The following is a 14,385-nucleotide window of genomic DNA, read 5'->3' as shown; positions in this document are numbered from 1 at the left end:
TTGTCTCAAATTCTGGTCAGCTCGCCTGCCGCCACATTGAAAAACTGCGCATCACCTTCAAGCGCTTCAAAGAGCGAGCGGTCAGTGCCCGTCATAAATGCCTGCCCACCAAGATCGTCAAGAATGCCGAACAGAGCCGCACGACGACCCGTATCGAGATGGGCTGCAATTTCATCAAGCAAAAGGATAGGCGCCATGCCCGAGAGCTCGCCCGTCAGCCGCGCATGAGCCAGAATAAGTCCGATCAGCAATGCCTTCTGCTCGCCGGTGGAGCAAAGCGCTGCAGGCATGGATTTAGGTCGATGCTGAACGACGAGATCGGTACGATGCGGACCATCCAAAGTGCGTCCGGCAGCCCGATCCCGTACACGCCCGTCGCGCAACGTGCGACGAAAATCCTCTTCAAGATCAAGTGCCGCTTCAACACCAATGCGCTGTTCAAGCGATCCTTCGAGAAAGCAATCAGCTTTAGGGAACGGACCGTCACCGGGCAGTCGCTCAATCATCGCCGCAATCATGCGCATCGCCTCAGCGCGCGCCGCAGCGATTGCAGTGCCGAGTTCCGCCATCTGGCTTTCAATCGCTTCCAGCCACTGATTATCGTTGTTTCCGTCGCTCAGCAGGCGGTTGCGCGAGCGCATCGCCTTTTCATAATCAAGCACGCGTTTGCCGTGACCGGTATCAATGGCCAGCACCATGCGGTCGAGAAATCGCCGCCGATCCGATGCGCCGCCCGTAAAAAGCCCGTCCATCGACGGAACAACCCAGAGAACGCGTGCATAATCAAGGAGTTCATCACCGGATGCAGCAATGCCATTGATGCGGACCTTACGGCCACCTTCGCCACCGCCTGCGGTGCCGGTGCCGATTTCGGCATCGCCATAAATCATGCAATCGAGTGATGCATGAATGGCAAAACCATCATGCTTAATTTCGGGGCCGCCTGTGCGCGCAACATCATCATAGGATGCGCGCCGCAACCCCCTGCCCGGAGACAGGAAGGAAAGAGCCTCAATGAGATTGGTTTTGCCTGAACCGTTTTCGCCGGTCAGCACCACATGGCCCGGGCCAAGCGGCAGCGTGAGCTCCGAATAATTGCGGAAGTCAGAAAGTTTAAGCCGCCGGACCGAGACTCGATCCGGACGGCTCTCTATGTTGTTTCTTGTTTCCACTATTCGCTTCTTTGAGGGCTATTGCTATTCTGGTTATGGCGAGCCGAAAATTGTGATTTTCGAGAACCGGCGCGCAACGTACTAAACGTACGTGAGCACCGGAAGCGAAGAAAAGCGCTATTTGCAGGCCGCCAGAGCCCGAATATCAATGCCCTAAACGCGCATCGGCATCAGAACATACAGCACATCTTCGTCGCCCATATCGCGCACCAGCGTTGGTGAGCCGGCATCTGCCAGCATGAAGACTGCTTCAGAACCCGAAAGCTGGCTGGTGATGTCGAGCAGATATTTGGAGTTGAAGCCTATATCGATCGGATCCGCATCGTAATCCGCCGCCAGCTCGTCAGTCGCACTGCCCGAATCGGGATTGTTGACCGTCAGTGTTAGCTGTCCATCAGCAATGGAAAGCTTCACCGCACGACCGCGCTCGCTCGAAATGGTGGAAACGCGATCAACGGAAGCCGCGAAATCCTGGCGGCTGATGGTGAGCTTCTTGTCGTTGCCTGAAGGAATCACGCGCTGATAATCTGGGAACGTGCCATCAATCAGCTTGGAAGTGAGAACAACCGATCCCACCGTGAAGCGAATTTTTGCATCCGACAGCTCGACCGAGACAACCACATCCGGCACATCAACGAGCTTCTGCAGCTCAGCAACCGTTTTGCGCGGAATGATAATGCCTGGCATGCCTTCGGTGCCCGCCGGCGCTTCCAGTTCAGCGCGGGCAAGGCGATGACCATCGGTAGCAACCGCACGCAGCTTCAGCGCACCGTCGCTTTCAATGGCGTGGAAATAGATACCATTGAGATAATAGCGGGTTTCTTCCGTCGAGATCGCAAACTGTGTGCGGTCAATGAGGCGCTTTAAAGCCTGCGCATCGATACGGAAGGAATGTGTGAATGAACCGGCTGTCAGTTCCGGGAAATCCGACTGTGGCAGACACTGCAGGCGGAAAGACGACTTGCCCGAAATGACCGACATGGAGCCGCCATCCGGGTTGGTCGACAGCATGACTTCTGCGCCGTCAGGCAGCTTGCGCACGATATCATAGAGAAGATGCGCTGGAACCGTGGTTGCTCCGGTCTGTTCGACCATCGCAGCGGTTGCTTCGTTCACTTCAAGATCAAGATCCGTTGCCTTGAGCGCGAGGCTTGCGCCTTCGGCATGCAAAAGCACATTGGACAGAATCGGAATCGTGTTGCGACGCTCCACGACACGATGGACGTGGTTGAGTGACTTGAGAAGATTTGATCGCTCTAGGGTAACACGCATATTGAAACGCACTCGCTCTCTAGGACAGGGCAACCGCGTAACGGGCAGATGCCCCCATCAATAAGGCGCACAAGCGCCAGAAGGTTTGCTAAAGTGGCAGATATTTGAGCTGAAAAGCAAGCCCACGCCGCATCGCAAAACGACACGGCGCAGGCTTTTTAACGAATTTCTACAGATCAGGCAGCCTGATCGTTGATGAGACGCTTCAGCAGCTCAAGTTCCTGCGCAAGCTTGCCATCGGCACCGACCAGATCTTCAATCTTGCGCACAGCATGAAGCACAGTGGTGTGATCGCGTCCGCCAAAACGACGGCCGATTTCCGGAAGCGAGCGCGGGGTCAGCATCTTGGCCAGATACATAGCGACCTGACGCGGTTTCACAATGGTGCGTGTGCGACGGTTCGAAAGCAGATCCTGCTTCGACACGTTGTAATGACGGGCCACAATGCGCTGAATTTCTTCAATGCGGATGCGCTTTGGCTCGCCAACGCGGGTCAGATGACCGAGAAGTTCGTCAACACGGTCGATGGAAAGATTTGGCTCAAACGACTGGCGGAACAGAAGCTGGTTGAAAGCGCCTTCCAGTTCGCGACCCGATCCGGTGACGGTACGGGCAACATGGGCGAGGATTTCCTCGTCAATGTCGAGGCTTGAATCCTCGAGCTGTGCAGTCATGAGGCGGCGGCGCAGCATTTCGACGCGCATTTCATAGTCAGGTGCTGCAACTTCGAGAGCAACGCCACCCTGGAGACGCGAACGAACGCGTACATCAAGTGATTCCAGCTCCGACGGTGGGCGATCTGCTGCAACAACAACCTGCTTGGCGCTATCGAGCAGCGTATTGAGAAGATGACAGAACTCGTGCTGGATCGACTTGCCCTGCAGGAACTGCATGTCGTCAATGACGAGCAGATCGATGTCGCGCAGCTGTTCCTTGAACGAGAGTGCATTGTTGTCGCGAATCGCGGTCGCAAAACGCCACATGAAATATTCCGCAGTCAGATAAACGACGCGGGCCTTTTCCTGACGCTGCAGAGCAGCCGCAGCAATCGCCTGCAAAAGGTGAGTCTTACCAAGACCGACAGATGCGTGGATGAAAAGTGGGTTGAAGCGCACGGCACTTGAGCCTGCTTCTGCAATGGTGCGGGCGGCAGCAAGAGCCACACGATTGGATGCACCATCAATGAAAGAATCAAATGTGTAACGCGGATCGAGTGGCGAGCCGAGAACAGAACCGGAAGCCGATTCTGCCACGACAGCCGAACCGCGCTTTTCAGCGCTTGGCTGACCAACCGGGAAAACGACCTTTTCGCGCATGGCAGCAGGCGACTTGGTGTCCACGACTTCGTTGGTTTCAGCAGGTGCTGCGGTGCGAACAACACGGCTCACTCCGCGCACAACCACTTCTACCTTGAGAATCTGAGGGTGTTCTTCCTGCCAGAGCTCAGTCAGCAGTTCAGAATAATGATTGTTGATCCACGAGCGCAGAAAAGCTGTCGGAACCGACAGGCGAACCACGCTTTTGGACAGATCATCGAGCTTCAGACGGCCGAACCAGCTTGAATAAATCTCGCTGCCGACGCGCGCTTTCAGCTTTGCAGTCAGGCGTTCAAAAACGTCATCACCGACGATATTACCAGCGCTCACCATGAGGCTGTTTTCTTTTCCAGTAGCAGAAGATCCATGGTTACGGTTCGCATGCGCATCATCATCCATCGTTGCCGCCGACTTACCAGTCATCATTGCCATCGTCTCGCCTGCCTTCACATTCTTACGCGCCATTTTGCGGCACTTGTCGTTATTTCCTGCATCAGGTCCGCCGGATCTTATGATCCAGTCGCCTTGCGGGTACTCACTTCACACTGACCTCTCACGCAGAGGGCCAAACACAAACTCAAACAGTCCACGCTTTAAACAGCTGCCGTGGATCGGTGCCCGGATACTCCTTTCCGGCTACGCGTTACGACTCACACAATTCTTGCTCAAGGCTGATTGCCCGGAACGGGTCTTGCGACAACCATTCAATTAACGAAGATGCGCCTAAAACAGCATTCCGGTTAATGAATGGTAAGCAATAGCCACGCGAAACAAACTTAATAGGAACAGGGCCTTAGACCAGACCTCAGCACCCGCGGACAAGGCTGCCCACGTCAATTGAAGACTCAATATGATGCTAACTCCGGGCCGTAGCCCTACCCCTCTGATGCCCTGACTTTAACGAAGCCTCGCGGCAAAGAGCAAGCCTCAGATCTGCAGTTTTTTCTTCAATTAAGGCTTGCATGACCGATGCAGTGGACCAGAGAATCGGGCGTCAAAGAAATAACACCTTTGGATTCAATGCGTTTCCCGAACCCATTTTTTAGGTGACCACGATATGTTCTCCGACAAAATAAATTTTAAAAAAATGGCTTGACTCAGGCGGCCTTCCGAGTCCGTCACAAGGCCTGTGGATAACTGTGGATAAAGATTTGCAAGTTTTTGAAACTAAAGGAGAATTCTCCGCATTCATTTTTCCGAGAGCTTGAAAATTATCATGAAATTATAAAGCATCTCAAAAAAACACGTTCTTCTTTTACAACGTGCCGTTCTTTAAAAAAGTTCCAAAAAAGAAAACCCGGCTAACGATGAGCCGGGTTTCTAAAACCTAGTTTTAAATTTAGGTTATATCAGGCGTTCAGAGCCTTAACGCGTGCAGCAAGGCGCGAAACCTTACGAGCAGCGGTATTCTTGTGAACGACGCCCTTTGAAGCAGCGCGCATCAGTTCAGGCTCAGCAGCCTTGAATGCAACCGATGCTGCTTCCTTGTCGCCGCTCAAGAGCGCATCTTCAACCTTGCGGAGGAAGGTACGAACGCGCGAACGACGCGACTTGTTGATTTCGGTGCGGGCAGCGATCTTGCGCACTGCCTTCTTGGCCGAAGGAGTATTGGCCATAAATGCCTCTCTTTTTCTGTCAGCAGCCCACTGGGTATAACCGTCGGGCACAAAACCTCTAGGGCAGCCATAGTGCCTAGGGCCGCCGATCCGTGGCGGGCTTATAGATCAGCTTTGTCTTCGCGTCAACGAGGATTCTGATCTGCAACTATGCCAAAAGGCCGGATATGCGGCCTTCTGGCTGAAACTTGGGCTATTGTAGCAGCTATATCGCTTCAATTACCCTTTCTCATCCTCGTCCGCATCAGCGATTCTTGAAAGCTGGCGTGCGCTTATCGATGAAAGCGGACATGCCTTCTTTCTGGTCTTCTGTGGCAAAAAGTGAATGAAACAGACGGCGTTCAAAACGCAGACCTTCATCAAGTGTCGTCTCATAGGAACGATTGACCGATTCCTTCACCATCTGCACAGAAGGTTGCGAGAAGGAGGCAATGCGCTCGGCAGCTTTTAGAGCCTCCTCAATCAGATCCTCAGGGGCAACCAGACGCGAGACAAGACCACAACGCTCGGCTTCTTCCGCATCCATCATGCGGCCCGTCAGACACATGTCCATGGCTTTGGATTTACCGACATAACGCGTAAGTCGCTGCGAGCCACCCATACCCGGCATAACCCCCAGCGTGATTTCCGGCTGGCCAAATTTGGCATTGGTGGCTGCGATAATGAAATCGCACATCATGGCGAGTTCGCAACCGCCACCCAGCGCATAGCCCGACACTGCAGCAATGATCGGCTTACGGATGCGATCCACCTTGCGCCAGTCTGCGAACATGTCCTGCAAATAGGCATCAACGAAGTTGATCGGCTGCATCTCCTTGATATCGGCGCCGGCCGCAAAGGCCCTTTCCGAACCGGTGAGCACGATCGCTCCGATTTTGCCATCGGTGTCGAAAGCAGCCAGGGCTTCGGTCAGCTCCCTAAGAACCGTACTGTTCAGCGCATTGAGCGCCTGCGGTCGATTAAGACGAACAAGACCAACGCCACCACGCGTCTCCACAATGATCGTTTCATAGGCCATGGAATAATTCTCCTCCTTCGCCAGACCAGAAATTGCTGGACAAGTTGTACTGCGAGTTTCTGTTTGGCAAGATCAGCCAAATATCAATTCAATATCAACTTTGGCATGATGCGCAGAAAAAGGTCGATCGGCCCGCCTGCACCACACGCTCAACCACGCCCGTGCAGCCTGGAGCACGACAAGGCTGCGCCTCGCGCCCATAGACGGAGAACGAGTGCTGAAAATAGCCAAGCGCACCATCAGCCTGAATATAGTCTTTCAAGCTCGACCCACCTGCGGCGATGGCCTCTGCAATCACGGTACGGATATCCCCGGCGAGACGATCAAGCGTCTCCTTGTCTTTCGCAATGGAACCTGCGGCACGCATGGGCGAGAGTTGCGAACGCCACAAGGCCTCGCAGACATAAATATTGCCCAACCCCGCAATCAGCCGCTGATCAAGCAGTGCTGCCTTTAATGACGTCCTGCGTCCTTCAAAGAGCGTGCCAAGCAACTCTCCTGAAAGCCGGTTGCCTGTCGGCTCAACACCAAGCCCTTTGAGCAAGGGATGATCATCAAGCCCACCTTTCTCGGCAAAGAGCATGAAACCAAAACGCCGCGGATCATTATAGATGATGCGCGCCTTTGCGCCGTCAGGGCGCAACATATGAAAGACGACATGATCATGCTTGGCGATTTTGGATCGCTCGTGGTGGAAGCCGCCCGGCATTCCGTCAGCATCATCCGCTTCGATGCGAAATGAACCTGACATGCCAAGATGGCTGATGATCGACAGCCCGTCATCAAGATGCATGGTCAGATATTTCGCGCGGCGACCCAGCGCCTCAATACGATGACCTGAAACGCGCTCGACAAACTGATCGGGGAAAGGAAACCGCAGATCTGACCTGTTCTGCTCGACCCGCTCGACATTTGCGCCTTCCATGAAGGGCTGCAATCCGCGGCGGACCGTCTCGACCTCTGGCAATTCCGGCATTGATTATCTTCCCAGCAAATAGTTCGGAAAACTTCATATAGGCTGGAGAAACTGTATTTGCCATCCGTTAACCCAAACCAGACCGAAGTCGCACCCAAGCCAAGTTGGAGTCATATTAACGCTTTATTTTCCTTGTTTCTTAAACTCATCACAATTGGCGAGCATTAAAAGGAACCCTACTGCATAGTTCCTTAAATCGGAATCGATTTACGGTAGAACTATGCAGCATGTTTAAATTGTTAGAGCGGCCTTTGTGCGCCCCCTTGGGCGCACGACGCTCTAACGAGACTTCAGCTCAGGGTAAGTAACATGCCGGCTTTGATGACGCGCTTTTTCAAGAACAGATCGGGTGCAGCGATGATCGAATGCACGCTCATCGGTGCGCTTGCCATTATCGCCGTCATCAGTGGCATGGCGCTTTTCGCCGGAAAGCCCGCTTCCGCTTTCGATTACAATACAGCGGCACAGATTCAGTTCGTTGAACGGAATTAGAGCATTTCCTGTTTTTCTTGAATCATTGGAAATGCTCTATCTCTTTGTTTTTTCGCATTATCCGACGCAAAGCCGCTTCGCACTTTTGCTGGAAATGCTCTAGTGGATTGAATTTGACGTTTGAATCCCAATTGACATAAATGCTGTTTCAAACGTCAAATTTGAAAAATCCACGAGATTCATAAGGTTACTAGTGGTCATTTTGATTCTGACATTTGTCCAACATTTGTAACCGAGGGATGCGCTCGAATGTTTCCCCTTCATGCAGAATTGAATAGCCAGTCGGTTCACGCCGGGTGGCTATTTGTTTATTGACATAGCTACAAGTTTTCACTGCCGAGGAATGTCATGACCGTTGAGATCGTTACCACCAAATCAGCAGACAGCCGCCCCATCTGGTTCATCGGAAAGAATAAGGTCGATCAGGCAGGGCTGACACCCGATGGTCAGGCCTGGGCCAGAGCGAATGATTTCAACGGCGAAGCCGGACGCGTTCTTGTACTGCCGGGCGAGGCTGGATCAATTGCTGGCGCTCTGTTTGGTACAGGCGACGATGAACAAGGTGGCCAGTCGCAGCTTTTGGCCGGTAAGCTTGCCCGCAGCCTGCCAGAAGGTGACTGGTATATTGAAGGCAATCTCGATCATGCCGAACTGACAGCGCTTGCATTTCTCATGGGCGGTTACAGTTTCACGCGTTACCGCAAGGGCAATGGCAAGACAATCCGTCTGGCAGTTCCCCAAGGTGTGGATGCCGCTGAAACACAGCGCATTGCGGATGCTGTAACCCTTGCACGGGATCTCATCAACACGCCGACCAATGATATGGGGCCGGATGCGCTGGAACAGGCGGCATGCGATCTGGCAGCCAGGAATGGTGCAAAGGTCAGCACCATTGAGGGTGACGCGCTGCTGAAACAGAATTTCCCGATGATCCATGCGGTCGGTCGTGCGGGCAGCATCGCGCCGCGCCTGATTGATCTCACATGGGGCAAAGACAGCGATCCAAAGATCACGCTCGTCGGCAAGGGCGTGTGTTTTGATACCGGCGGTCTCGACATCAAACCCGCGAGCGGCATGTTGCTTATGAAGAAAGATATGGGTGGGGCCGCCAATGTGTTGGGTCTTGCATCCATCATCATGGACGCGAAACTTGCCGTACGGCTGCGCGTGCTCATTCCCGCCGTCGAGAATTCGATTGCAGGCAATGCTTTCCGCCCAAGCGATGTGCTGCAAAGCCGCAAGGGGCTAACCGTTGAAATCGGCAATACCGATGCAGAAGGCCGTCTGGTTCTGGCCGATGCGCTGGCACTCGCCGACGAGGAAGAGCCGGAACTTATTATCGACATGGCAACACTGACAGGTGCGGCGCGTGTGGCGCTCGGCCCGGATCTGCCACCGTTCTACACCCATGACGATGCGCTTGCAGCAAGCATTGCAGAGAAAGCTGATGAAACAGCCGATCCGCTCTGGCGTATGCCGCTCTGGCAGCCTTATGCGCAGAAACTTTCGTCGCGCGTGGCAGACATCAACAATGTCACCACCGATGGCTTTGCAGGTTCTGTGACGGCTGCACTGTTCCTGAGCCGATTTGTCGAGAAGACGAAAAGCTGGGCACATTTCGACATCTACGGCTGGGTGCCGGTGGAAAAGCCTGCCTCTCCGATTGGTGGCGAAGCACAGGCAATCCGCGCGCTCTATAAGCTGCTCAAAGAGCAATATCCCGCGAAATGAAATCGCTTGCCTGCAAAGTGAAAACGGCGTTGAATGATACGGGTCCGAAACAATTACCCGGCATTCGGTAGAACATGCCCGTTGAACTGAAACCTTTGCAGGCACTGACATTGCTGAGAACTTTGTCGCTGGAGCAGGTGCGGGACGAGATGCCCGACTTGACCACGCGGCAGATCGCGATTCTTTTGACCATTTATCTGGAGCCCCCACCACATACGGTGCGAGGACTTGCAGCCAAACTGAATGTCACCAAGCCGGTGATTACACGCGCTCTCGATACGATGGGAACGCTCGATCTTGTATCCCGGCATCGTGATGAAAAAGATCGTCGGAATGTGCTAGTAAAGAGAACAGTTACTGGTGCACTTTATGTCGAAAGATTAGGCGATCTGGTGATCGCCAAGGCCAGGGAGTTACCATTGTGAGCATGCTCGACCGTCGCTTGAACGCCTACCGCCCCGATCTCGCCGATGAGCGGTTGAGCGGCAAGGTGGAAGCGAGCCGCTTCACTACTGATACTCTGATGCAGGTCTCTGCTTCCGTGGTCGATCTTCGTTCTGAACCACGACCGGACAGCGGACCACAAACCCAAATCATTTTCGGCGACATGGTTCGCGTTTTCGAAGAGCAGGACGGCTGGTCTTGGGTGCAGGCCGAGCGCGACGGTTATACCGGTTACGTCTCTTCCACGTCGCTCGAAAAGCCAACCGCGGATGCCACCCACATGGTGATCGTGCCGCGCACATTCATCTATCCAGGCTCTGATCTTCGTTTTCCGCATAGCAAGGCACTTTCGCTTGGCTCGCGTGTGCGCATCGTCGGTTCCGCTGAGACACGCGGCACGCAATATGCACTGCTTGAGAATGGCGAAGCCCTGATTGCAGGCCATCTTGCGCCACTTGACCAGCATGCGGCAGACTATGTTGCAGTTGCTGAAACCCTGTTGCATACGCCTTATCTCTGGGGTGGAACATCGGGTTTCGGTATCGATTGCTCCGGTATCGTGCAGCTTTCCATGTGGGTTTCGGGCCGCAAGGTCTTGCGCGATTCGGACATGCAGCAAAACACGCTCGGCGAAATCGTCGAACCGGATGCTGACTATTCCAATCTCAAGCGCGGAGATCTGGTGTTCTGGAAAGGCCACGTCGCGATCTGTGCATCGCCTGACATGCTGATCCACGCCAGCGGCCACACCATGACCGTGACCCTGGAGCCACTCAAGGACGCAATCAGGCGCATTGCCTATCTCTACGATCTGCCAACGCTGATCAGAAGGCCCTGATGACCGGGTATCTTTCATGACGGGAAAAACGACACTCCCACGATCGGCGCTCTGGATTTCCACAGTGGGATTCTCAACACTGCTCTTCGGGTTTGTCGCCTTCTTCCCGTCCGCCGTTTCGTTTGAGAGGGCCGCACGCATGACCATCACCGCTTCTCCAGCCAGTTTTGCCAGCGTCAATGGCATTGAGATGTATTACCGTGTCGTGGGAAAGGGCTCGCCAATCCTGCTCATCCATGGCGGCCTATCCGATCAGCATGTCTGGGATGCACAACTACCGATTCTGGCGCGTGATCATACGGTAATTGTTGCGGATAGCCGTGGGCAAGGACGCTCGACACGCACGACCGATCCGCTCAGCTATGAGCTGATGGCTGACGATTATGTAGCGCTGCTGGATTATCTCAACATCGGCAAGGTTGATCTGGTCGGCTGGAGCGATGGCGGCATTATCGGCATCGATATTGCCATGCGCTATCCCGAACGGCTCAAAAGCCTGTTTGCGCAAGCCGCCAATGTCACACCGGAGGGCTCGACCGGCTATGTTCTGGCCCGCGCCGAAGGAAAACCGCTTCCTGAATTACGCCACTATGAAAGCATCGATAAGGAAATCCATGCTCTATGGGCGAATGAGCCGAACTATACGGCAGAGGATTTGTCGAAGATAACCGTGCGAACCGCCATTGTAATCGGTGATCGCGATACTGCGATCACGCGTGAGCATACCGAATTCATTGCAGATCAAATTCCTGATGCACGGCTGATTATCTTGCCCGATTCCGGGCATGGCGTTCCGGCGGAAAATCCGCGTCTCTACGCGCGCGCAGTGCTGAAATTCATTGCTGGTGACAATCCTGATGGTTCGATTACGGCCAGCAAATAGCTTCAAACGCGATTAGGCAGGACACGGTCCGGTGGGCGATGGCCATCGACAAAAGCCCGGATATTGATGATCACCTTGTCACCCATATCAACACGGCCTTCAATCGTGGCCGACCCCATATGCGGCAGCAAGACGACCTTGCCCTTTTCAGCCAGCGAAAGAAGCTGCGGATTGACCGCCGGTTCATGCTCGAACACGTCGAGACCTGCGCCCGCAATTTTGCCCTGCTCAATCAGCTCGACCAGCGCATTTTCATCGATAATCTGACCACGCGCCGTGTTGACCAGATAGGCTGTCGGCTGCATGAGCGCTATTCTGCGGGCTGAAAGCAGGTGAAATGTTGCCGGTGTCGATGGGCAATTGACCGAAATGATGTCCATCCGCGCCAGCATCTGGTCGAGACTGTCCCAATAGGTCGCTTCCAGCTCTTCCTCGACCTGAGCGCTGACACGCTTGCGGTTGTGATAATGGATGGAAAGGCCGAAGGCCTTGGCACGGCGTGCGACCGCAGTGCCAATGCGGCCCATACCGACAATACCGAGGCGCTTGCCCCAGATGCGGCGCCCGAGCATCCATGTCGGGGACCAGCCCGGCCATTCGCCGTCGCGCTCATTGAGCACATTTGCGCCCTCTACGAGCCTGCGAGGCACCATCAGCAACAGCGCCAGCGTCATGTCGGCTGTATCTTCGGTCAGCACATTAGGCGTGTTGGTAACGGTGATACCGCGCTTTGCAGCAGCCGCTACATCGATATTGTCGACACCATTGCCAAAATTGGCGATCAGTTTGAGATTCGGCCCCGCCTGTTCAATCGCAGCGGCATCGATCACGTCGGTTATACAGGGCACGAGAACATCCGCCTCTTTCATCGCGGCGATGATTTCAGGCTGTGACATGCGATGGTCGTCTATATTTAAACGTGCGTCGAACAATTCCCGCATTCGGGTTTCAACCGGGTCAGGCAGTTTTCGGGTAAGAACCACCAGTGGTTTCTTCTTGTTCGACATCTCCACCCCATTTTTTGAGCAAAGCTCTAAAAGTCGCTTTCAAGCATTTTCGGACGCGAAACAGGATTCGCAATTCCCGAAAATCCTCTAACCAACATCCTATGTTGAGACCTCCTTAACCAAGAAGGTGCAATATGAGATATTGCTTCGGCTGCACATCTCTAGCAAGGCGGCGCGGCAAAGACAAAGAAAAACAGAATCGTAAAAACAGCAACAGAGCGGCCTCAGCAGTCCTCACAGACCTGCAAAAGCCAAAACGCCTGCAACTGTTTTTCAATCAAAAGCGGGAAAACCGCGCAATTATTCGTTTTTGCAGTTTCAGTCGGCCCCTCCCCCATGCCTTGAAACTGCTCGATATGACAGGACGGCGAGAGGTCAGAATTGTCCCGAGTACTTTCGCAACGCTTTTTTCTGGCAGCGCTTGGCAGCATCGCAATGCTGCTGGTCATTGCACCACTTGGCGCATCGCATCAACATGCCGCAATGGCTCAGGCGACAGCAGGAACGACGCTGGGTGCAAGCGGCCTGCCTGTGCCCCGCTTTGTCAGCCTTAAACCCGCGCGCGTAAATTTACGTGTCGGACCCGGTAGAGATTATGCCGTGTCATGGCTGTTTATGAAATCGGGCCTGCCTGTCGAAATCATTCAAGAATATGACAACTGGCGCCGCATCCGCGATGCCGATGGCACCGAAGGCTGGGTTTATCAGTCACTGCTATCGGGTAAGCGCACAGCGATCACTGCGCCATGGCTCAAGAATAACGAAGGTTCGATGATCACCATGCATCGCGAGCCAACCGACACTTCGGGGCTTGCGGCGGAAATCGAACCCAATGTGATCGGCACCGTCCGCCAATGTAATGGCCAGTGGTGCCGAATGGACATGCAGGGCACCCGCGGCTGGATCAAACAATCCGACCTCTGGGGCGTCTATCCGGATGAAGTTTTCGACTGATCCATAGACGCAAACATCTATGCTTGACGAGTGAGTGATAGTGACGTTACTCCTCTCAAACAAACTATGAAGGAGTTTTATGCGCAGAAGTTCATCGCTGCCGTTTTAACGGATTTGAACCCTACCCCTTGCGGTGGGATATTTGTGCATATCAAAACTCTGGAATAATCATGAAAAACACATCGGTCATGATCCGCGCCTATGAGGCTGCGGACAACGAAACCTTATCTTCAATCTGGTATCGCGCTTCGCTTGAAGCGCATGCTTTTCTGGGAGTGGACCTGCTTCGCGATCAGCAAAAGCTGATCGAAGACGTCTATCTCGAAAAGGCAGAGACCTGGGTTGCCGTTGTAGATAACAAACCTGTCGGGTTTATCGGCCTTCTGGACAGTTTCATCGGCGGCTTGTTTGTCGATCCAGCCGCTCAGGGCCTTGGCATAGGGCGCAGATTGATTGACCACTCGCTGGCAATGAAGGGCAAACTTTCACTCGAAGTTTACGCTGACAATGAAAGGGCCTGTCGCTTCTACAAGCAGCTCGGTTTTCAGGAAATCAGCCGTCGCGCGAAAGACGATAACGGTCTTCCGTTCACCAATATAGAAATGCAGCTAAAGGCCTAATAATAAAGTGGGGCGATTGCTCGCCCCGCTCCTGCATTTCAGGTTG

General features: G+C 53.9%; 14 protein-coding genes. 7 read left to right on the top strand and 7 right to left on the bottom strand.

Annotated features, from left to right (window positions below):
* Nucleotides 1–5 precede the first annotated feature (5 nt).
* The 6 genes from recF to mutM form a co-directional block, all read right to left on the bottom strand.
* Nucleotides 6–1,172 (bottom strand): DNA replication/repair protein RecF, encoded by a 1,167-nt coding sequence (gene recF / locus CEV33_RS14765; protein WP_094541191.1) that lies wholly within the window; start codon nucleotides 1,170–1,172, stop codon nucleotides 6–8.
* Between the two features lie 153 nt (nucleotides 1,173–1,325).
* Nucleotides 1,326–2,444, bottom strand: coding sequence for a DNA polymerase III subunit beta (gene dnaN / locus CEV33_RS14760; RefSeq protein WP_094541733.1), 1,119 nt, complete (start codon nucleotides 2,442–2,444; stop codon nucleotides 1,326–1,328).
* A gap of 176 nt (nucleotides 2,445–2,620) precedes the next feature.
* A complete protein-coding gene (gene dnaA, locus CEV33_RS14755) occupies nucleotides 2,621–4,186 on the bottom strand; it encodes a chromosomal replication initiator protein DnaA (protein ID WP_094541732.1) in 1,566 nt (521 codons plus the stop codon).
* Nucleotides 4,187–5,109: 923 nt separating this feature from the next.
* A complete protein-coding gene (gene rpsT / locus CEV33_RS14750; protein ID WP_007872888.1) occupies nucleotides 5,110–5,376 on the bottom strand; it encodes a 30S ribosomal protein S20 in 267 nt (88 codons plus the stop codon).
* A gap of 244 nt (nucleotides 5,377–5,620) precedes the next feature.
* Nucleotides 5,621–6,394: an enoyl-CoA hydratase gene (locus CEV33_RS14745; RefSeq protein WP_094541190.1), complete on the bottom strand. Its 774-nt coding sequence runs from the start codon at nucleotides 6,392–6,394 to the stop codon at nucleotides 5,621–5,623.
* Between the two features lie 94 nt (nucleotides 6,395–6,488).
* On the bottom strand, nucleotides 6,489–7,370 hold the full coding sequence (gene mutM / locus CEV33_RS14740) for a bifunctional DNA-formamidopyrimidine glycosylase/DNA-(apurinic or apyrimidinic site) lyase (protein WP_094541189.1): 882 nt from the start codon (nucleotides 7,368–7,370) through the stop codon (nucleotides 6,489–6,491).
* 309 nt (nucleotides 7,371–7,679) lie between these two features.
* Between mutM and CEV33_RS14735 the strand changes: the two genes are divergently transcribed.
* The 5 genes from CEV33_RS14735 (at nucleotide 7,680) to CEV33_RS14715 (ending at nucleotide 11,758) form a co-directional block, all read left to right on the top strand.
* On the top strand, nucleotides 7,680–7,862 hold the full coding sequence (locus CEV33_RS14735) for a Flp family type IVb pilin (RefSeq protein WP_094541188.1): 183 nt from the start codon (nucleotides 7,680–7,682) through the stop codon (nucleotides 7,860–7,862).
* 348 nt (nucleotides 7,863–8,210) lie between these two features.
* A complete protein-coding gene (locus CEV33_RS14730) occupies nucleotides 8,211–9,593 on the top strand; it encodes a leucyl aminopeptidase family protein (protein WP_094541187.1) in 1,383 nt (460 codons plus the stop codon).
* A 74-nt stretch (nucleotides 9,594–9,667) separates the two neighbouring features.
* On the top strand, nucleotides 9,668–10,018 hold the full coding sequence (locus CEV33_RS14725; protein ID WP_094541186.1) for a MarR family transcriptional regulator: 351 nt from the start codon (nucleotides 9,668–9,670) through the stop codon (nucleotides 10,016–10,018).
* 2 nt (nucleotides 10,019–10,020) lie between these two features.
* A complete protein-coding gene (locus CEV33_RS14720) occupies nucleotides 10,021–10,875 on the top strand; it encodes a C40 family peptidase (protein ID WP_208620213.1) in 855 nt (284 codons plus the stop codon).
* Nucleotides 10,876–10,891: 16 nt separating this feature from the next.
* Complete coding sequence (locus CEV33_RS14715) at nucleotides 10,892–11,758, top strand: alpha/beta fold hydrolase (RefSeq protein WP_094541184.1); 867 nt, start codon at nucleotides 10,892–10,894, stop codon at nucleotides 11,756–11,758.
* Between the two features lie 2 nt (nucleotides 11,759–11,760).
* Here the strand turns inward: CEV33_RS14715 and CEV33_RS14710 are convergent, their stop codons facing one another.
* Nucleotides 11,761–12,765, bottom strand: a complete 1,005-nt coding sequence (locus tag CEV33_RS14710; protein ID WP_024898326.1) for a 2-hydroxyacid dehydrogenase — start codon at nucleotides 12,763–12,765, stop codon at nucleotides 11,761–11,763.
* Between the two features lie 381 nt (nucleotides 12,766–13,146).
* On the opposite strand from CEV33_RS14710, the gene CEV33_RS14705 reads away from it, so the two are divergent.
* Together CEV33_RS14705 and CEV33_RS14700 are read left to right on the top strand one after the other, a co-directional pair.
* Nucleotides 13,147–13,719: an SH3 domain-containing protein gene (locus tag CEV33_RS14705; RefSeq protein WP_235818429.1), complete on the top strand. Its 573-nt coding sequence runs from the start codon at nucleotides 13,147–13,149 to the stop codon at nucleotides 13,717–13,719.
* Nucleotides 13,720–13,889: 170 nt separating this feature from the next.
* Nucleotides 13,890–14,339, top strand: a complete 450-nt coding sequence (locus CEV33_RS14700; protein ID WP_094541183.1) for a GNAT family N-acetyltransferase — start codon at nucleotides 13,890–13,892, stop codon at nucleotides 14,337–14,339.
* Nucleotides 14,340–14,385 lie beyond the last annotated feature (46 nt).

The sequence above is a fragment of the Brucella grignonensis genome (assembly GCF_002252505.1).
GTDB lineage: Bacteria > Pseudomonadota > Alphaproteobacteria > Rhizobiales > Rhizobiaceae > Brucella > Brucella grignonensis.
The sequence above is the reverse complement of the archived record's forward strand: the minus strand, read 5'-3'. Positions and strand labels throughout refer to the sequence as shown.

Coding starts and splice junctions, on each gene's coding strand:
- dnaN (WP_094541733.1), bottom strand. CDS start 2,444: ATGCGTGTTACCCTAGAGCGATCAAATCTTCTCAAGTCACTCAACCAC.
- dnaA (WP_094541732.1), bottom strand. CDS start 4,186: ATGATGACTGGTAAGTCGGCGGCAACGATGGATGATGATGCGCATGCG.
- rpsT (WP_007872888.1), bottom strand. CDS start 5,376: ATGGCCAATACTCCTTCGGCCAAGAAGGCAGTGCGCAAGATCGCTGCC.
- CEV33_RS14745 (WP_094541190.1), bottom strand. CDS start 6,394: ATGGCCTATGAAACGATCATTGTGGAGACGCGTGGTGGCGTTGGTCTT.
- mutM (WP_094541189.1), bottom strand. CDS start 7,370: ATGCCGGAATTGCCAGAGGTCGAGACGGTCCGCCGCGGATTGCAGCCC.
- CEV33_RS14735 (WP_094541188.1), top strand. CDS start 7,680: ATGCCGGCTTTGATGACGCGCTTTTTCAAGAACAGATCGGGTGCAGCG.
- CEV33_RS14730 (WP_094541187.1), top strand. CDS start 8,211: ATGACCGTTGAGATCGTTACCACCAAATCAGCAGACAGCCGCCCCATC.
- CEV33_RS14725 (WP_094541186.1), top strand. CDS start 9,668: ATGCCCGTTGAACTGAAACCTTTGCAGGCACTGACATTGCTGAGAACT.
- CEV33_RS14720 (WP_208620213.1), top strand. CDS start 10,021: ATGCTCGACCGTCGCTTGAACGCCTACCGCCCCGATCTCGCCGATGAG.
- CEV33_RS14715 (WP_094541184.1), top strand. CDS start 10,892: ATGACGGGAAAAACGACACTCCCACGATCGGCGCTCTGGATTTCCACA.
- CEV33_RS14710 (WP_024898326.1), bottom strand. CDS start 12,765: ATGTCGAACAAGAAGAAACCACTGGTGGTTCTTACCCGAAAACTGCCT.
- CEV33_RS14700 (WP_094541183.1), top strand. CDS start 13,890: ATGAAAAACACATCGGTCATGATCCGCGCCTATGAGGCTGCGGACAAC.